The organism is Streptomyces sp. GbtcB7 (genome assembly GCF_019091445.1).
Taxonomy (GTDB): domain Bacteria; phylum Actinomycetota; class Actinomycetes; order Streptomycetales; family Streptomycetaceae; genus Streptomyces; species Streptomyces mirabilis.
This window is the reverse complement of record NZ_JAGXJM010000014.1, coordinates 109,941-127,361: the sequence shown is the minus strand read 5'-3', so window position 1 is coordinate 127,361 and position 17,421 is coordinate 109,941. Positions and strand designations below refer to the sequence as shown.

The following is a 17,421-nucleotide window of genomic DNA, read 5'->3' as shown; positions in this document are numbered from 1 at the left end:
TCACGGAGCCGCTACGCGTCGAACGAACCGCCGGTCCCCGCACTCCTGTTGGGGAGAGAGGGACCGGCGGGAGGCGTGGGTTGCCGTGGACCGACGGGCGCGCGGGGCGCGACAGGCGCGAGGAGCGTCCTAGCCCAGCGGGTGCATCCAGCCGTGCTTGTCCTCGCTGATGCCGCGCTGGATGTCGAGGAGCGCCTCGCGCAGCTTCACGGTGACCTCGCCGGGCTCACCGCCGGACTGCTGCCACTCGGCATCGGTGCGCTTGACCGTGCCGACGGGGGTGATGACCGCGGCCGTGCCGCAGGCGAAGACCTCCGTCAGGGTGCCGTTCTCCGCGTCGCGCTGCCACTGGTCGATGGAGACGCGGCCCTCCTCGGAGGTGTAGCCGAGGTCGCGGGCGACGGTGAGGAGGGAGTCGCGGGTGACGCCCTCCAGGATGGAGCCGGTGAGGGAGGGGGTGATGATCTTGTCCCCGTACACGAAGTACAGGTTCATGCCGCCCAGCTCCTCGATCCACTTGTGCTCGACCGCGTCGAGGTAGCAGACCTGGTCGCAGCCCTTCGCCGCGGCCTCGGCCTGGGCGAGGAGGGAGGCCGCGTAGTTGCCGCCGGTCTTGGCGTCGCCCATGCCGCCGGGGACGGCGCGCACACGGTCCTCGGAGAGCCAGATCGACACCGGCTTCACGCCGCCCGCGAAGTACGCGCCCGCGGGGGACGCGATGACGAGGAAGAGGTACTCGTTGGCGGGCTTCACCCCCAGGCCGACCTCGGTCGCGATCATGAACGGGCGCAGGTAGAGGGACTCCTCGCCGCCATGGGCGGGGACCCAGTCCCTGTCCTGCTGGACCAGCACGTCACAGGCCTCGATGAACGTCTCCACGGGCAGCTCCGGCATGCCGAGCCGACGGGCGGAGGCCTGGAAGCGCCGGGCGTTCTTGTCGGGGCGGAAGGTGGCGACGGAGCCGTCGGGCTGGCGGTAGGCCTTGAGGCCCTCGAAGATCTCCTGCGCGTAGTGCAGGGTCATGTTCGCGGGGTCGAGGGAGAGCGGGCCGTACGGGACGAGCTGGCCGTCGTGCCAGCCGCGGCCCTCGGTCCACTTGATCGTCACCATGTGGTCGGTGAAGTGGCGGCCGAACCCGGGGTTGGCGAGGATCGCCTCGCGCTCCGCCGCGGAGCGGGGCTGCGAAGAGGGCTTGAGCTCGATCGTGGGCGTCGTCATGTGGTTGTCCTTCACCGGTTGTGTGTGACGGGCCGCGCTCACGCCCGTACTGCCAGTGGCCAGTACTAGGACGTCCGAGCATTCCCTCATTCCCGCGGCTCCGCGTTCGATTATCGCGCGCGCGAAGCCATGGACGAAACGGGGTGAACACGGCCCAGGGGTTGCCCAGGGGTTGTTGATGGTGGCACCCGGCGAGGGCATAGGAAAAGCCGCCGGGTGCGGATGCGACCCGGCGGCTCCTACGAGAGGTAAGTGGCGCGGCAGGTCAGCCGGCTACTCGTACGGCGAGCGCGTCGCCGATTTCCTCGGTGCTGCGGGCGGGCTTGCCCACGCGCTCGGCGAGGTCGGCCGAGACGGCGTCCTCGATGCGGGCGGCCTCGGCCTCGTAGCCGAGGTGGCGCAGCAGGAGGGCGACGGACAGGACGGTGGCGCTGGGGTCGGCCTTGCCCTGGCCCGCGATGTCGGGCGCCGAGCCGTGCACGGGCTCGAACATCGAGGGGAACTCGCCGGAGGGGTTGATGTTCCCGCTCGCGGCGACGCCGATGCCGCCGGAGACGGCTGCGGCAAGGTCGGTGATGATGTCGCCGAAGAGGTTGTCGGTGACGATCACGTCGAAGCGCGCGGGGTCCGTGACGAGGTAGATCGTCGCGGCGTCCACGTGGATGTAGTCCGTGGTGACCTCGGGGAACTCCGCGGCCACCTTGTTGAAGACGTTCGTCCAGAGGTGACCCGCGAAGGTCAGCACGTTGTTCTTGTGGACCAGCGTCAGCTTCTTGCGCGGGCGGGCCTGGGCGCGGGCGAAGGCGTCACGGACGACACGCTCGACACCGAAGGCCGTGTTGACGGAGACCTCGGTGGCGACCTCGTGCTCGGTGCCCTTGCGGATCGTGCCGCCGTTGCCCGTGTACGGGCCCTCGGTGCCCTCGCGGACCACGACGAAGTCGATCTCCGGCTGGCCCGCCAGCGGGGTGGCGACACCCGGAAGGAGCTTCGACGGACGCAGGTTGACGTGGTGGTCGAAGGCGAAGCGGAGCTTCAGCAGGAAGCCGCGCTCCAGGACGCCGGACGGGACCGAGGGGTCACCGATCGCGCCGAGCAGGATCGCGTCGTGCTGCTTGAGGGCGTCGAGGTCGGCCTCGGTGAGGGTCTCACCGGTGGCGTGGTAGCGCTTGGCCCCGAAGTCGAACTCCTTGGTCTCCAGCTTCACATCCTGCGGAAGGACGGCGGAGAGCACCTTCAGCCCCTGGGCCACGACCTCCTGGCCGATGCCGTCACCGGGGATCACTGCGAGATTGATGCTGCGAGACATGAAGGCACCGTACTCCGTGTCCCATGGATTGACACGAGGTGTCCGCCATCCGGACATCCTCGGGGTGTCGCGGGGCGTTTCGTCGACGTGCGTTCACCCGTACGTATGGCGGGCGTTGGGACGTGCTGGGAAGTTCACCAGCATGGACCTTCCCGACTTCGGCATTCCGCAGCAGCTCGCGAGCCGGATGAGCATGGCCGAGCAGTACGAGTACCTGCGTACGAAGCTCACGCGGCGCCGCGCCCTGGTGTCGGCGGGTGCGTTCGCGGCCGGCGGGCTGCTGGCCGGCTGCTCGTCCCCGTCGGGGACGGTGACGCGCGGCTCCGCCCCGAGCACGAGCGTCACCGGGCAGGTGCACGGTTCCGTCGTCACCCCCTTCGGCCGCCACCTCGCCTTCGGCGCCGACCCGAAGACCCAGATGCGGGTCTCCTGGCAGGTGCCGCTCGCGGTCCGGAGGCCGTATCTGCGGGTGGGCACGCATCCCGGACAGCTGAGCCGGAAGGTCGGGGCCGAGGTCCGCGCCCTGCACACGCCGGGGGTCACGGGCGTACGGCTGGCCCTGGACCAGTACTACGTGCACGCGGCCCTGGACGGTCTGCGGCCCGGCACGACGTACTACTACGGCGTCGGCCACGACGGCTTCGACCCGGCCTCACCGGCGCACAGGTCGACCGTCGGCTCCTTCCGCACGGCGCCCGCGAACCCGGAGAAGTTCGTGTTCACCGCCTTCGGCGACCAGGGCGTCAGCTCGGCCGCGCTCGCCAACGACAAGGTGTTGCTGCGCCAGAAGCCCGCCTTCCACCTCCACGCGGGTGACATCTGCTACGCGGACGGGACCGGGCGCGGCAAGAAGTCGGACGGGTTCGACCCCGGGTACTGGGACCTGTTCCTCAAGCAGACCGAGCCGGTGGCGAAGTCGGTGCCGTGGATGGTGACGACCGGCAACCACGACATGGAGGCCTGGTACTCGCCGGACGGCTACGGCGGCCAGGCGGCCCGCTTCTCCCTCCCGGACAGCGGCTTCGACCCGCGGACGGCACCGGGCGTCTACTCCTTCACCTACGGCAACGTCGGCGTCGTGGCACTGGACGCGAACGACGTGTCGTACGAGATTCCCGCCAACCAGGGCTACACGGGCGGGAAGCAGACGAAGTGGCTGGACAGGAAGCTGGGCGAGCTGCGCTCCTCGGCGGCGGTGGACTTCATCGTGGTCTTCTTCCACCACTGCGCCTATTCGACGTCCGCGCACGCCTCCGACGGCGGGGTGCGCGCGGCGTGGCTGCCGCTGTTCGCCAAGCACCAGGTGGATCTGGTGATCAACGGGCACAACCACGTGTACGAGCGGACGGACGCCGTCAAGAAGGGTGCGGTGGGCCGTGCGGTGCCGGTGGGCGGCTCGACGGATCCGACGCGGGACGGGATCGTCTACGTCACCGCGGGCGGCGGCGGCAAGGATCTGTACGGCTTCCCGTCGGGCGTGAAGGACAGCTACGAGGGGCACGTCGGCCGCCACGAGTCGGTGAGCAGCTTCCACTGGACCAAGTCGCAGGACCAGCAGCGGGAGACGGTGGAGTGGTCCCGGGTGCGGTACGCCGGCTTCTCCTTCCTCTCGGTGGAGGCGGAGGCGGGCACGGCGCCCCGGCTCAAGGTGTCGGCGCTCGCGGAGAGCGGCAGGCGCATCGACCACTTCGAGGTGCGGCGCGGTCGCTGAGCACACGGCGGCGGCTGAGCACTCCGGGGTGCGGCGCGGGGCGTGGACCCCGCGCCGCACCCCGTGCGGGTGCGGCTCCCGGTATGGGGGTGGTGCGGTGCGGGCGGGTCAGTGACCCGTCTCGCCGCCGTTGTCCCTGCGGTCGAGGGCGCGCTGGAGGGCGGCGGCCGCGTTCTTGCGGTCGGACTCGCTCGTGCGGGACACGTGGCGGACTCGGCGGACGGTCGTCTCGGCCATGATGAATCGACTCCTTGCCTCCGGAAAGCGGCCCGGAACGGACCACCGGAAGTGCGATGAGGGAGGGATACGAGACGCCGGGGGCGGGGAGCGGTGCCGCAGGGGTTGCCTGCCAGGGGCTCCGGCTCACGACCGCCATTCGCTTGGTCTAGCGAGACGTTCGGCTCCTACAAAACTAAGCGAGGAAGGGGCATCTGTCTCCACAGTTACTCGGACTTCCTACTATCTGAGACGGTGGATTGGGTCACACGGCCCTGAGCTGGGACAACAGTGCGCGCGGCATCGCCCGCCGCGGGGTGCAGCCGCAGGGCGCCCGCCGTCGGAACGAGACACAGCACGCCGAGCACCACGAACGCGACGGCATACGCCGAGCGCGTCCCGTCCGTCAGCGCCGCGCCCCCGCGAAGCGCGACGGCGGTGACGGCCACGCCCAGCCCCGCGGCCAGTTGGTGGGAGGTCGCGAAGAGGGCGTTGGCGTCGCGCAGCCGCTCCGGCGGGGTCTCGCTGAAGGCGATGGTCGCGTAGCCGCTGAGGCCGACCGAACGGGCGACACCGGAGAGCACCGCGACGACCGCGATCACCGCGACCGGCGTCCCCCGCGTGAACAGCGCGCAGGCCGCGGTGGTGACCGCGAGCCCGAGCGTGGAGACGATCAGCAGCGGACGGAAGCCGAAGCGGTTGATCAGATACGTCGTCGCGGGCTTGACCCCGATGTTCCCGACGAAGACGAACAGCACCACCGCGCCCGACTTCACCGCGCTCCAGCCGAACACCTCCTGGAAGAGCAACGGGAGGAGGAAGGGCAGGGCGGCGACGACCGCCATGTAGAGCGAGCCGTCGAGCGCCGACGCGCGGAAGGACTGGACGTCCAGGGTGCGCAGGTTGACCAGTGGGTGCGGGGTGCGCAGCAGATGCCGTACGGCCGCGGTGAGCGCCACGGCGGCGAGCGCGCCGACCGCCACCGTCCGCGCCGGAGCACCTCCGGTCGGGTCGGAGAGCAGGTGCGCGGTCCAGGTCAGGGCGGCGAGACCGGTGCAGGTGAGCAGGGTGCCGACGAGGTCCAACGGGGGTGTCTCGTCCCGCGGGGCCGGTGCGATCAGGCGGTGCGCGACGAGCAGGGCGACCACGCCGAGGGGCACGTTCAGCAGGAAGATCCAGTGCCAGGAGGCGTACGTGGTGATCAGGCCCCCGAGCAGGGGCGCGAGCACCGGGGCGACGAGGCCGGGCCACACGATGTACGCGACCATGCGCGGCAGTTCCCGCTTGGCGGTGCCGGTCAGGACGACCAGCCGGCCGACCGGCACCATCATGGCGCCGCCGACGCCCTGCAGCACACGGGTGCCGACGAGCGCGCCGAGGTTCGGGGCGAACGCGCAGCCCAGGGAGGCGAGGGTGAAGACCGTGATCGCGGTGAGGAAGACCCGGCGTGGGCCGAAGCGGGCGGTGAGCCAGCCGGAGAGGGGGATGAGGACGGCGAGGGTGACGAGGTAGGCGGTGATGACCAGGCCCACGGAAGTGGGGGCGGTGTGCAGGTCCCGGGCTATCTGCGGAGCCGCGGTCGACACGATCGTGCCGTCCAGCATCTCCATGAAGAAGCAGCCCGCGACGAGGAGCGCGGTCGCGGTGCCGCGCCGGTGAGAATCCGTCATGGGTCCAGGTTCGGGGCGCCCATTGCTGCGCACAAGGTCCGATTGCTTCACGTAGCCTTGCGTCCCATGCAGCATTCAGCGCATGCGTCGTCCGGGTCCGGGCTGACCGCGCCCCTCCCCGACATGAACCTCCTGCCCGCCCTCGACGCCCTGCTGCGCGCGGGCAGCGTGGCGGGCGCGGCGGCCGAACTGAACGTCTCCCCCTCGGCGATGAGCCGCACCCTGGGGCGGCTGCGCCGGGTGGTCGGCGACCCGCTCCTCGTCCCGTCGGGGCGGGGGCTGACCCTGACACCCCGCGCGCGGGAGATGCAGCCTCGGGTGCAGGCCGCCCTGGCGGGCGCGCTGGCGGCACTGCGACCGCCGGCCGATGTCGAACTCTCCTCCCTGCGAAGGGAGTTCCGGATCCGCGCCAACGACGGGGTCGCCCTGTCCCTCGGTGCCCCGCTGCTGGAACTGGTGGCCCGGGAGGCACCCGGCGTACGGCTGCGGCTGCTGCCCGAGGGCGAGGAGGACCCGGCGGATCTGCGCACCCATGTCGACCTGGACGTGGGCGAGTTGCCGGACCCGCTGCCGCACGACGTGCGCGCCTCGACGCTGCGGGAACACCGGATGGTGGCGGTGGCGCGAGCCGGCGCGGAGTTCGCGGGCGAGCCACTGACGCCGGAGCGGTTCGCCGCGCTGCCGCACATCACGGTGACACGGCGCGGCCGGGCGCACAGCGTGGTGGACGAACACCTCGCCGGGCTCGGCCTGCGCCGCGACGTCCTGGCGACGGCCCCCACCTTCGGCGCGGCCTGCTTCTTCGTCCTGCGCACCGACGCCCTGGCGCTCGTCCCGGCGGAGGTCGCGCGGGAGGCGGCACGCTGGATGCCGCTGGCGGTGCTGGAGATCCCGCTGGACCTGCCGAGGTTCTCGACGGGCCAGGCATGGCACGTACGACTGGACACGGATCCGGCGCACCGGTGGCTGCGGGGGGCGCTGGCGCGGGTGGCGGAGGAGGTCAGGCGCGTCGTCGAAAATTGATCCTATCTCTGATGCGGTCGGACGCCTTGACAGGCCCATTGCGCACCTTCACTCTCACAATCATCGGATGACTACAGGTGATGACTGCGAGAAGGAGGGTTCCTGATGTCGGTCCAGTTACGGGCCCGCACCATCGTGTTGACGCTCTGTTCCACCCTGCTCGCCACGGCGGTGGCGGCGCTCCCCGCCCGCGCCGAGGGGACGGCGCGGGCCGCCTGGGAGGTGAGGGGGCCGCAGGGCTCACCGACGGCGGTCGTCGCGCTCGATCGGTCCGACGGACATCCCACGCTCGCCGTGAGACGCGAGGGCAGAACGGTCCTGGAGCCCTCCCCCCTCGGCCTCGTCACCGAACAGACCGACTTCTCCCGGGGGTTGACCCTCACCGGACGCTCCGAACGCACGATCACCGAGCACTACACGAGCCCGACCGGCAAGTCCCACGACCGCGTCGCCCGCATGACCGAGGCCCGCTTCCGCTTCCGCACCGCCGACGGCGCCCGGCTCGACCTGGTGACACGGGTCGCCCGCGACGGCGTCGCCTACCGCTACGTCCTGCCGCAGAACCACGGCAACGTACTGCGCGAGGCCTCCGCCTTCACCCTCCCCACCGGCGCGAACGCCCTCCTCGGTGGCTACCGCGCCGACAACGAGCTCCGCTTCACCCGCTACGACTCCGCGGCGGCGGCGCCGGCGGGCGCGTACATGATGCAGGGCCTGTTCAGGACGGACGGGGGCAACGGCGCCGCCGCTGACGGCGACTACGCCCTGATCGCCGAGTCGGACGTCGACGGCACCTACGCGGGGGCCCACCTGACGCACACCGCGGACTCGTCGACGTACGGGCTGAGTCTCTGGAACGACGAGCCGATCCTGACGACCGGCCCGCTCACCACCCCCTGGCGCGCGATCGTCACCGGTGATCTCGCGACCGTCACCGAGTCGACGTTCATCGACGACCTCGCCCCGGCGTCCCGGGTCCGCGACACCTCGTGGATCAAGCCGGGTCCGGCGCTGTGGACCTGGCTGGCGGGCGGCAAGGAGGCGGGGCAGAGCCTGGCCGCGCAGGAGAAGTACGTGGACTACGCGGCCGAGCGCGGTTGGCCGTACGAAGTGGTGGACGCGGGCTGGTACTACAAGACCGGCGACTGGGAGGTGATCGATCCCCAGTGGCAGACGGACAGCTGGATGCCGGAGCTGGTGCGCTACGCGGCGGCCAAGGGCGTGGGCATCCACGTCTGGCTGCACTACAGCCTGCTGACCGATCCCGTCGAGCGCGAGAAGTGGCTTTCCACGCTGGCGCGTTGGGGCGTCAAGGGCGTGAAGATCGACTTCATGGACTCGGAGTCCCAGGAACGGATGCGCTGGTACGACGACGTGCTGGAGTCCACGGCCCGCCACCACCTCATGGTGAACTTCCACGGCTCGACGATCCCCAAGGGCATCCAGCGCACCTGGCCGCAGGTCATGTCGATGGAGGGTGTCGGCGGCGAGGAGAAGCGCAACAACACGGCGGAGCAGTTGGCCTCGCTCCCCTTCACCCGCAATGTCATCGGCTCCATGGACTTCACCCCGGGCGCCTTCCACCGCCCGTACCGCCCGAACGTCGCCTCGGACGCGGGTGAGCTGGGCCTGAGCGTCCTGTACGAGTCCGGGATCCAGAACCTCTCCGGCACCCCGGAGTCGTACGACGCGCGGCCCGAGGCCCGCCGCTATCTGGAGCAGCTTCCCGCCCGCTGGGAGCAGACCCGGCTGCTGACCGGCGATCCGGGCCGCTCGGCGGTCCTCGCCCGGCGCGCCGCCGACGGCCGGTGGTTCATCGGCGGCACGTTCACGGGCGCGGCCCGCACGGTCGACGTACCGCTGCGGCTGGGTGCGGGCCGCTGGCTGGTGGAGACCCTGACGGACGGTCCGTCGGGCCTGGTGCGCGAGACGCGCGTCGTCCGGGGCGGCGGCACGCTGACCGTACCGGTCGTGGCGGACGGCGGCTTCGCGGCGCTCGCCTGTCGCACGCGCGAAGGCCGTACGACCTGCGAGAACTGACCCACCGAAGCGACCCGCCGCTCCCCTGGCCCCGAACGGGGTCGGGGGAGCCGTTCGTGCACGGCGACCGCCGACGGCCGAGAAGCGGATCGCCCACACGACTGATCCTCCGCGCGGCATGCGACATCGGGCTCCGGCAGGGGGAACGGTGACGTCATGAGCGACACGACCAAAGCACTGCTCGAGGGCGGCCCGGACGATCTGCCCGAGCGGATCGTCCCGGTCCCGCCTCCTGGAACGGACGTGAAGATCGAGTTGCGCGGTGGATACGAACACTTCAGGGCGACCGCACGGCAGGCGGACACGCCGGAGGGCAGGCTGCCCGTGTACGAGTGGTGGGAGCGGACGGAGTTCGCCGGGTAACGCCACCTCCGCCACGGCGAGGGACGGCGGATCACCGCAACGCCGCCATCACCGCCTCCCGAAAACCCCTCGGATCCTCGACCCACGGCAGGTGCCCGGCCTCCGGCAGGATCACCCGGCGCACCCGGGGCAGCGCCCTCTCCAGAGAGTCGACCGCCGAGCGCGGCCGGATGTCGAGCGCCCCGTCGACGACGACCACGGGCAGGTCGAGCCTTTGGCAGGCGGCGTACAGCTCCGGGGTGCCCCAGGTCCTCCTCCGCTCGGCGTTGAAGGCCTTGTTGCACTCGGTGTTGATGTCGAACCAGCGCTCGGCCATCCGCCCGGCATGCTCCAGGTCCCGCTCGCGGTCCACGAACTCGGCGGACCACTGCAGCACCGCACGCTCCCGTTCCTCCGCCTCGGAGCGAACCGGACGGTCCGTCAACTCATGCCAGCGGGCCAGGCGTTCGGGGCGCTCACCGAGCCGGGCGACGAGGTTCGCCTTGAAGCCGTCGAACCAGTCGGAGTCGGGCCCGATCCCCGTACCGCTCACATAGACCAGCGCGTTCACCCGCTCGGGATGGGCCAGCGCATGGCTCAGCGCCAGCTGCGCGCCCCACGAATGGCCGAGCAGCGTCATCCGCTCCAGCCCGAAGTGCCGCCGTACGGCCTCCAGGTCGGCGACGAACCGCTCGCTCGTCCAGGGCCCTGCGCACGGCCCCGACCGTCCGCAACCTCGCTGGTCCCAGCGGTGCACGGCGGCCCGGTCCGTCAGTGATCCGGCCACGTCCTCGAACATGTCCCACAGGCCGGGGCCACCGTGGCACAGCACGAGCGGGGGGCCTTCACCCGACCGCTCCGCCCACAGACGTACTCCGTCGTCGGTCTCGACCGTCTCACTCCGCGTCCGGGCCATGGGGAGATTCTGCCCGCGGACGCCCGGACATGGAGACGGGCCGGGAAGCCTGCTCGGAGGTCGGGCTTCCCGGCCCGGGTTCGGAAGGGCTGATCAGCCCATGTGCGGGTACGTGTAGTCGGTCGGCGGGACCAGGGTCTCCTTGATGGCGCGGGTCAGCGTCCAGCGCATCAGGTTCTGCGGGGCGCCCGCCTTGTCGTTGGTGCCGGAGGAACGGCCGCCGCCGAAGGGCTGCTGGCCGACGACGGCGCCGGTCGACTTGTCGTTGATGTAGAAGTTGCCCGCGGCGTAGCGGAGCTTCTCCATCGTGTACGCGGCGGCCGCACGGTCGCCCGAGACGACCGAGCCGGTCAGCGCGTAGTCGGACGCCGACTCCATCTGGGTCAGCATCTCGTCGTAGCCTTCATCGGTCTCGTCCTCGTAGACGTGCACGGCGAGGAACGGGCCGAAGTACTCCGTCTTGAAGACCTCGTTCTCCGGGTCCGAGCACTCCACGACGGTCGGGCGCACGAAGTAGCCGACCGAGTCGTCGTACGAGCCGCCCGCGACGATCGTGCAGGCCGGGTCGGTCTTCGCCCGGTCGATCGCCGCCTTGTTCTTGGCGAACGCGCGCTCGTCGATGACCGCGCCGACGAAGTTCGCGAGGTCGGTGACGTCACCCATGGTCAGGTAGTCGACCTCGGCCGCGAACTCCTCCTTGAACCCGGAGTTCCAGATGGACGCCGGGATGTACGCGCGGGAGGTGGCCGAGCACTTCTGGCCCTGGTACTCGAAGGCACCACGGGTCAGGGCGGTCTTCAGGACCGCGCGGTCGGCGCTGGGGTGCGCGACCAGGAAGTCCTTGCCGCCGGTCTCGCCGACCAGACGCGGGTACGAGCGGTACTTCTCGATGTTGTTGCCGACCGTCTTCCACAGGTACTGGAAGGTCTTGGTCGACCCGGTGAAGTGGATGCCCGCGAGGTCGCGGTGCTCCAGGGCGACCTTGGAGACCTCGATGCCGTCTCCGGTGACGAGGTTGATGACGCCCTTGGGCAGACCGGCCTCCTCCAGGAGCCGCATGAGCAGCACGGCGGCGTGGGTCTGCGTCGGGGACGGCTTCCAGACCACGACGTTGCCCATCAGCGCGGGCGCGGTCGGCAGGTTGCCCGCGATCGCCGAGAAGTTGAACGGCGTGATCGCGTAGACGAAGCCTTCGAGCGGGCGGTGGTCGAGGCGGTTCCAGACGCCCGGCGAGTTGGCCGGGGGCTGCTCGGCGAGGATCTGGCGGGCGTAGGCGACGTTGAAGCGCCAGAAGTCGACGAGCTCGCAGGGGCAGTCGATCTCGGCCTGCTGAGCGGTCTTCGACTGGCCGAGCATGGTGGAGGCGGCCAGCGTCTCGCGCCAGGGGCCGGCCAGCAGCTCGGCGGCGCGCAGGATGATCGCGGCGCGGTCGTCGAAGGACATCGCGCGCCAGGCGGGCGCGGCGGCGAGGGCCGCGTCGATGGCGTCCTGCGCGTCCTGCTGGGTGGCGTGCGCGCCGGTGCCGATGACGGCCTTGTGGTTGTGCGGCTGCACGACCTCGAAGCGCTCACCGCCGCCGAGCCGCTTCTCGCCGCCGATGGTCATCGGCAGCTCGATCGGGTTCTCCGCCAGCTCCTTGAGCTTGGCCTCCAGGCGGGCGCGCTCGGGCGAACCGGGGGCGTAGCCGTGCACCGGCTCGTTGACGGGGGTGGGGACCTGGGTCACAGCGTCCATGGGTTCCGTAACTCCTTAGTGAGCGGGTGGTTCGGGCTCAGCCCTTGGTGAGGATCGAGCGTGCGAAGAAGAGGAGGTTGGCCGGCTTCTCGGCCAGGCGGCGCATGAAGTAGCCGTACCAGTCGGTGCCGTACGCGGTGTACACCCGCATGCGGTGGCCCTCGGCGGCGAGCCGCAGGTGCTCCTCGCTCCGGATGCCGTACAGCATCTGGAACTCGTACTCGTCCAGCTTGCGCCCGGCCTTGCGCGCCAGCTCCTGCGCGATGGAGATGAGGCGCGGGTCGTGGGACCCGATCATCGGGTACCCCTCGCCCTCCATCAGGACACGCAGGACGCGGACGTACGCCTTGTCGGTCTCGGCCTTGTCCTGGTAGGCGACCTCGGCGGGCTCCTTGTAGGCGCCCTTCACCAGGCGGACGCGGCTGCCGCTCGCGGCGAGGCGGCGGGCGTCGGCCTCGGTGCGGTACAGGTAGGCCTGGATGACGCAGCCGGTCCGGGGGAAGTCCTTCCGCAGCTCCTCGTGGATGGCGAACATCGAGTCGAGGGTGGTGTGGTCCTCGGCGTCCAGGGTCACGGTGGTGCCGATGGCGGCGGCGGCCTCGACGACGGGGCGCACGTTGGCGAGGGCCAGCTCGTGGCCGCCCTCCAGCGCCTGTCCGAACATCGACAGCTTGATCGACATCTCGGCCTTGGTGCCGAGGTCCAGCTCCTTCAGGTGCTCGATGAGCTCCAGGTACGCGTCCCGGGCGGCGAAGGCCTGCTCGCGGGTGGTGATGTCCTCGCCGACGACGTCGAGGGTGACTTCCAGGCCCTTGGCGACGGCGTCCTGGACGACCGGAACGACCTGGTCGACGCTCTCACCGGCGATGAAGCGGGCGACCACCTGCTTGGTGCCGGGGGCGGCCGACACGAAGCGGCGCATCCGGTCGCTGCGCGACGCGGCGAGAATCACGGGACCCAGCACGGGGCACCTCCACAACAAGGCGAGCAGAAGGCCGTATCCCGACCATTCGGGTACGGCACGGAGAACCACCGTGAAACCTAAGGATCCCTCCGATCCTGAGCCATCGACAGCTGTCACGCATCCGTGCCCTGGATCTCAGACAGATGTATGAAGGGCTGCGGAATTGCGGGAGAATGCCCGGGTGAGCGACGAACCCAGGGATCACAGAGAGCACCGGGATCACAGGGAGCACCGAGATCACCGTGGCGACCACGGCGGCTATCAGGAGCTGGTCGACGAGATCTCGGCGCTCCTCGGCGTGCCCGCCACGCTGGAGAACCGGGACTTCGAGCTGATCGCCTTCGGCGCCTACGACAGCGAGGGCGAGCTCGACCCGTCGGCCCTGGACCCCGTGCGGACCCGCTCGATCCTCACCCGTCGCTCCACGGCGGCGGTCCGTACCTGGTTCGAGGGCTTCGGCATCACACGCGCGACGGCCCCCGTGCACATCCCGCCCACCCCGGAGGCGGGCGTGTACCGGGGCCGGATCTGTCTGCCGGTACGCCATCGGGGTGTCGTCCTCGGCTATGTCTGGCTGCTGGAGGACGACCCCGGACCGTCCGAGGCACAGCTCTCCGCGGCGATGGAGGTCGCCGCCCGCATCGGCGACCTGCTCGCGGACGAGGCACAGGCGGGCGCGGACCTCACCCGCGAGCTGCGGGCGGTCCTCACCGCCGAGCGCGGCTGGCAGCGGGACATGGCGGTGGCCGAGCTGCGCACCGCCCTCGGCCCGCGCGGCGACGGCCTGCACGCGGTGGTGTGCGTCGCCCCCTGGCCCTCCGCCGACCCGGACGACGCCCCTTCGGTCCGTACGGTGCCGGGCGCGACCGCGCTGTGCACGGTGCCGTGGGGGACCACCGGCCAGAGCCTGGCCCTTCTCGTACGGCTGCGCTCGGCGGACGTACTGACTCCGGCACTCACGGCGGCGACACGCTTCGTACGGGAGGCGGACGGGGAGCGCGGGGGCGGGCAGGGAACGGCGGCGCCCCGGCCTTCATCGGCTTCCGGGACTTCCGGAACGGCGAAGGGTGCCGGGACGGCCGTGGCCGCCGGAGTCGCCGGTGCCCGGGTGGGCCTCGCCGAGCTGGGGGCGGCCTGGCAAGAGGCGTCCGCCGCCGCCCGCGCGGTCCTCGCGGAGCCCCGCCTCGGCCCGGTCGCCGAGTGGGCCTCCATCGGCCCGTTCCGCCTCCTCACGGCCCTCCCCCCGGAGGCGGCCCACGACCCCGCCGTCCGCACCCTCCTCTCCCCCGCGCACCGCGAACTCGCCCGCACCGCCGAGGTGTTCCTCGACTGCGCGGGCCAGGCGGGGCGTACGGCGGCGGAGTTGGGCATCCACCGGCAGACCCTCTACTACCGCCTGTCCCGCGTCGAGCAGCTGACCGGCCTCGACCTGGACGACGGCGAGGACCGCCTGCTGCTGCACATGGCGTTGAAGGGGGCGCGACTGTGATGCCCGCGCGCGACGATCAGCCGTAGGGTGTGCCGTCGAAACGCGCGCCGCGGGCTCGGGCGACGGTGCGCCGCGCAGGGAGTAGGGGGACCCGGAATGCCCACGTCTCAGCAGAAGTTGACCATCAGCCAGGTGGAGGCGCGTCGGCTCGCGCTGACGCGGCAGTGGCTCGGCGGGGTGCGTCCGCCGGGTGACGGGGAGGGGCTGCGGGCCGTTCTGCGGTCGTTGCGCTATCTGCAGTTGGACCCCATCAGCGTCGTGGCGCCGAGTCATGAGCTCGTGGTGTGGAGCCGCCTCGGGGCGGGGGCCGGTTCGCATCTCGGCGCGTTGTGGTGGGAGGAGCGGTGGCTGTTCGAGTACTGGGCCCACGCCGCGGCCCTGGTGCTCACCGAGGACTATCCGATCCACCGGGTGTCGATGGACGCCTATCCCCCGAAGAACCTGTCGTTGACCAAGGTCTGGATGGACGCCAACGAAGGGCTCCTGGAGCACATCCTCACCCGGCTCACCGAAGGCACCCCGCTGCCCACCGACGCCTTCGAGGACCGCTCGGTCATGGAGTGGCCCTCCAGCGGCTGGACCGCGGGCCGCAACGTCGAGCGGATGCTGACGTTCCTGTGGCTTCAGGGCCGGATCATGGTCGCGGGGCGCGAGGCGGGCCGGCGGTTGTGGGGCCTCCCGGACGCCTGTCTGCCGCCCGGCGCCGACCGGGTCGCGGTGTCGGCGCGCGAGATGGTGACCACGGCCGCGGAGCACACCCTGCGCGCCCTCGGCGTCGCCCGTCCCCTGGACATCAAGCAGTACTTCCTGCGGGGCAAGTACGACGGCCTGGCCGAGGTGCTGCGTACTCTCACGAAGGAGGGTCGCGTCATACCCGTACGGGTGGAGGGGGCGACCTCGGCCACCGAGACGTGGTACGTGCACGTCGACGCCATGGCCGAGCTGGAGGCGATCCGCGCCGGTGACTGGCACGGGCGCACCGCGCTGCTCTCCCCCTTCGACAACCTCGTGGGCGACCGGCGCCTGACCGAACGCCTGTGGGGCTTCGCCTTCCGCAACGAGATGTACGTGCCCAAGGCCAAACGGGAGTACGGCTACTACCTGCTGCCGATCCTGCACGAGGACCGCCTGGTCGGCCGTATCTCGCCCCGTCGCGACCGGAACCGGGGCACCCTGCTGGTCGAGGGCCTCTACCTGGAGCCCGACGTCAGACCGACGGTGGCCCTGCGCAAGGCCGTCACCGGGCAACTCGCCGACCTGGCGACCCTCGTGGGAGCCACCGACGTCGAGTACGGCGAGACGGTACCCGAACCCTGGCGCGCGGCCCTGCGCCGGTCCTAGCCCGCCACGAGCAGGTCGCCGATCGTCGCGATGCCCTCCGTGATCGCGCGTTCCCCCACGTCACCGAAGCCCAGGACGAGTTGGGGCGGCGCCGTCGCCCGGTTCGAGCGACAGGCGCTCATCCCGTACAGGCCGACGGACCGTGCGCGCGCCCCGTCGATGACGGCCCGTTCGGCGGCCGCGTCCGTGCCGGGCAGGTGCGCGACGGCGTGGAACCCGGCCGCCAGACCCGTCAGCCGGACCTCCGGAGCGTGTGCGGCGAGGGCCGTGACCAGGGCCGTACGCCGGGCCGCATAGGTCGTGCGCATGCGCCGCAGATGGCGGTCGTAGCGGCCGGACTCGACGAGGCGGGCGAGGGCGAGCTGGTCGAGGGTCGGGGAGCCGCGGTCGGTGCGCAGCTTGGTCGCCGTGATCGGGGCCGCGAGCGCGGGCGGGCAGAGCAGCCAGCCGATGCGCAGCGCCGGGGCGAGGGACTTGCTGACGGTGCCGATGGAGACGACCCGGTCGGCGGCCAGTCCGTGCAGGGCTCCGACGGGTTCACGGTCGTAGCGGAACTCCGCGTCGTAGTCGTCCTCGACGACGTACGCGTCCCGCCGCGTCGCCCACTCGATCAGCTTGAGCCGGCGTTCGGGCGCGAGGACGACACCGGTGGGCCACTGGTGGGCGGGGGTGACGACGACGGCCCGTGCCCCGGTCGCCTCCAGCGCCCGTACGTCGATGCCCTGCTCGTCGACCGGGACGGGCACCGCCATGAGACCCGCCGCGGCCGCGGCCGCCGTCACCGTGGCGGGAGCGCCCGGGTCCTCGTACGCCACGACACGCACCCCCGCCCCGGCCAGGCTCTCCAGCGTGAGGCCGAGGCCCTGCGCGTAGCCGGAGCAGACGACGATCCGTTCGGGGTCGGCCGCGGCGGCACGCACCCGGCGCAGATATCCGGCGACGACCTCGCGCAGCACGCAACTCCCGCGCGGATCCCCGTAGTCGAGGTCCGCGGTCGGCAGGGTGCGGCCCGCCTCGCGCAGCGCCCAGAGCCAGTCGGAGAGCGGGAAGCCGGTCAGGTCCGGCACGCCGTGCCGGAAGTCGGCGATCAGCCGCTCGGGCGCGCTCCGGTTCGGTGCGGGCGCGGGCGGTACGTGGGCGCACGCCGCGACCCGGGTGGCCGAGCCGACGCGTGTCACGAGGTAGCCCTCGGACTGGAGTTGGGCGTAGCAGTCCTGGACGAGGCCCCTGGACAGCCCCATCTCGCGGGCGAGTTCACGCGAGGAGGGCAGCCGCTCGCCGGCGCCGAGGCGGCCCGTGCGGATCGCGTCCCGCAGCTGCCGTTCGAGCTGGGTGCGCAGCTGCTCGCCGCTCTCCCGGTCGACGGACAGGAGCAGTTCGGGTGACAGACCGGCCCACTGCAACGGCATGGAATTGGAGCTTACCGGGGGGCCGGCAGCTGCCTAGCG

At 71.4% G+C, this 17,421-nt stretch carries 14 protein-coding genes; 6 read left to right on the top strand and 8 right to left on the bottom strand.

Annotated elements, in window-relative coordinates; all coding sequences use genetic code 11:
* Positions 1–129 precede the first annotated feature (129 nt).
* Positions 130–1,218: a branched-chain amino acid aminotransferase gene (locus KVT44_RS23570; protein ID WP_217568396.1), complete on the bottom strand. Its 1,089-nt coding sequence runs from the start codon at positions 1,216–1,218 to the stop codon at positions 130–132.
* 265 nt (positions 1,219–1,483) lie between these two features.
* Positions 1,484–2,527 (bottom strand): 3-isopropylmalate dehydrogenase, encoded by a 1,044-nt coding sequence (locus tag KVT44_RS23565; protein WP_075031619.1) that lies wholly within the window; start codon positions 2,525–2,527, stop codon positions 1,484–1,486.
* A gap of 142 nt (positions 2,528–2,669) precedes the next feature.
* Here KVT44_RS23565 and KVT44_RS23560 point away from each other — a divergent pair, with 142 nt between their 5' ends.
* Positions 2,670–4,238: a metallophosphoesterase family protein gene (locus tag KVT44_RS23560; protein ID WP_099920509.1), complete on the top strand. Its 1,569-nt coding sequence runs from the start codon at positions 2,670–2,672 to the stop codon at positions 4,236–4,238.
* 108 nt (positions 4,239–4,346) lie between these two features.
* On the opposite strand, the gene KVT44_RS60080 is transcribed toward KVT44_RS23560, so the two are convergent.
* Both KVT44_RS60080 and KVT44_RS23555 read right to left on the bottom strand, forming a co-directional pair.
* A complete protein-coding gene (locus KVT44_RS60080; protein WP_097286358.1) occupies positions 4,347–4,475 on the bottom strand; it encodes a hypothetical protein in 129 nt (42 codons plus the stop codon).
* Between the two features lie 206 nt (positions 4,476–4,681).
* Entirely contained in the window at positions 4,682–6,124 is a 1,443-nt protein-coding gene (locus tag KVT44_RS23555) for a DHA2 family efflux MFS transporter permease subunit (RefSeq protein ID WP_217568395.1), read from the bottom strand.
* 66 nt (positions 6,125–6,190) lie between these two features.
* Between KVT44_RS23555 and KVT44_RS23550 the strand changes: the two genes are divergently transcribed.
* The 3 genes from KVT44_RS23550 to KVT44_RS23540 all read left to right on the top strand — a co-directional run bounded on the left by KVT44_RS23550 (position 6,191) and on the right by KVT44_RS23540 (position 9,550).
* The gene (locus tag KVT44_RS23550; protein ID WP_099920511.1) at positions 6,191–7,147 is read left to right on the top strand and encodes a LysR family transcriptional regulator; all 957 of its coding nucleotides are present in this window, start codon (positions 6,191–6,193) and stop codon (positions 7,145–7,147) included.
* Positions 7,148–7,252: 105 nt separating this feature from the next.
* Entirely contained in the window at positions 7,253–9,187 is a 1,935-nt protein-coding gene (locus KVT44_RS23545; protein ID WP_217568394.1) for a glycoside hydrolase family 97 protein, read from the top strand.
* Positions 9,188–9,343: 156 nt separating this feature from the next.
* Positions 9,344–9,550, top strand: a complete 207-nt coding sequence (locus KVT44_RS23540) for a DUF5988 family protein (RefSeq protein ID WP_217568393.1) — start codon at positions 9,344–9,346, stop codon at positions 9,548–9,550.
* Positions 9,551–9,581: 31 nt separating this feature from the next.
* Here the strand turns inward: KVT44_RS23540 and KVT44_RS23535 are convergent, their stop codons facing one another.
* From KVT44_RS23535 to KVT44_RS23525, 3 genes are all read right to left on the bottom strand, one after another.
* The gene (locus tag KVT44_RS23535; RefSeq protein WP_217568392.1) at positions 9,582–10,445 is read right to left on the bottom strand and encodes an alpha/beta fold hydrolase; all 864 of its coding nucleotides are present in this window, start codon (positions 10,443–10,445) and stop codon (positions 9,582–9,584) included.
* A 93-nt stretch (positions 10,446–10,538) separates the two neighbouring features.
* Positions 10,539–12,179 carry an L-glutamate gamma-semialdehyde dehydrogenase gene (gene pruA / locus KVT44_RS23530; RefSeq protein ID WP_054234565.1) on the bottom strand — a complete coding sequence of 547 codons (1,641 nt, stop codon included), beginning with the start codon at positions 12,177–12,179 and terminating at the stop codon, positions 10,539–10,541.
* A gap of 37 nt (positions 12,180–12,216) precedes the next feature.
* Entirely contained in the window at positions 12,217–13,143 is a 927-nt protein-coding gene (locus KVT44_RS23525) for a proline dehydrogenase family protein (protein ID WP_054234566.1), read from the bottom strand.
* 268 nt (positions 13,144–13,411) lie between these two features.
* Between KVT44_RS23525 and KVT44_RS23520 the strand changes: the two genes are divergently transcribed.
* Together KVT44_RS23520 and KVT44_RS23515 are read left to right on the top strand one after the other, a co-directional pair.
* Complete coding sequence (locus KVT44_RS23520) at positions 13,412–14,632, top strand: CdaR family transcriptional regulator (protein WP_254649788.1); 1,221 nt, start codon at positions 13,412–13,414, stop codon at positions 14,630–14,632.
* A 96-nt stretch (positions 14,633–14,728) separates the two neighbouring features.
* Positions 14,729–15,973 carry a winged helix-turn-helix domain-containing protein gene (locus tag KVT44_RS23515; protein WP_217568390.1) on the top strand — a complete coding sequence of 415 codons (1,245 nt, stop codon included), beginning with the start codon at positions 14,729–14,731 and terminating at the stop codon, positions 15,971–15,973.
* Here the strand turns inward: KVT44_RS23515 and KVT44_RS23510 are convergent.
* Positions 15,970–17,382, bottom strand: a complete 1,413-nt coding sequence (locus tag KVT44_RS23510; protein WP_217568389.1) for a PLP-dependent aminotransferase family protein — start codon at positions 17,380–17,382, stop codon at positions 15,970–15,972. The genes KVT44_RS23515 and KVT44_RS23510 overlap by 4 nt on opposite strands.
* Positions 17,383–17,421: the final 39 nt, after the last annotated feature.

Bases quoted from the DNA above. Each gene is read 5' to 3' on its own strand.
- KVT44_RS23570 (WP_217568396.1), bottom strand. From the start codon at position 1,218: ATGACGACGCCCACGATCGAGCTCAAGCCCTCTTCGCAGCCCCGCTCC.
- KVT44_RS23565 (WP_075031619.1), bottom strand. From the start codon at position 2,527: ATGTCTCGCAGCATCAATCTCGCAGTGATCCCCGGTGACGGCATCGGC.
- KVT44_RS23560 (WP_099920509.1), top strand. From the start codon at position 2,670: ATGGACCTTCCCGACTTCGGCATTCCGCAGCAGCTCGCGAGCCGGATG.
- KVT44_RS60080 (WP_097286358.1), bottom strand. From the start codon at position 4,475: ATGGCCGAGACGACCGTCCGCCGAGTCCGCCACGTGTCCCGCACGAGC.
- KVT44_RS23555 (WP_217568395.1), bottom strand. From the start codon at position 6,124: ATGACGGATTCTCACCGGCGCGGCACCGCGACCGCGCTCCTCGTCGCG.
- KVT44_RS23550 (WP_099920511.1), top strand. From the start codon at position 6,191: ATGCAGCATTCAGCGCATGCGTCGTCCGGGTCCGGGCTGACCGCGCCC.
- KVT44_RS23545 (WP_217568394.1), top strand. From the start codon at position 7,253: ATGTCGGTCCAGTTACGGGCCCGCACCATCGTGTTGACGCTCTGTTCC.
- KVT44_RS23540 (WP_217568393.1), top strand. From the start codon at position 9,344: ATGAGCGACACGACCAAAGCACTGCTCGAGGGCGGCCCGGACGATCTG.
- KVT44_RS23535 (WP_217568392.1), bottom strand. From the start codon at position 10,445: ATGGCCCGGACGCGGAGTGAGACGGTCGAGACCGACGACGGAGTACGT.
- pruA (WP_054234565.1), bottom strand. From the start codon at position 12,179: ATGGACGCTGTGACCCAGGTCCCCACCCCCGTCAACGAGCCGGTGCAC.
- KVT44_RS23515 (WP_217568390.1), top strand. From the start codon at position 14,729: ATGCCCACGTCTCAGCAGAAGTTGACCATCAGCCAGGTGGAGGCGCGT.
- KVT44_RS23510 (WP_217568389.1), bottom strand. From the start codon at position 17,382: ATGCCGTTGCAGTGGGCCGGTCTGTCACCCGAACTGCTCCTGTCCGTC.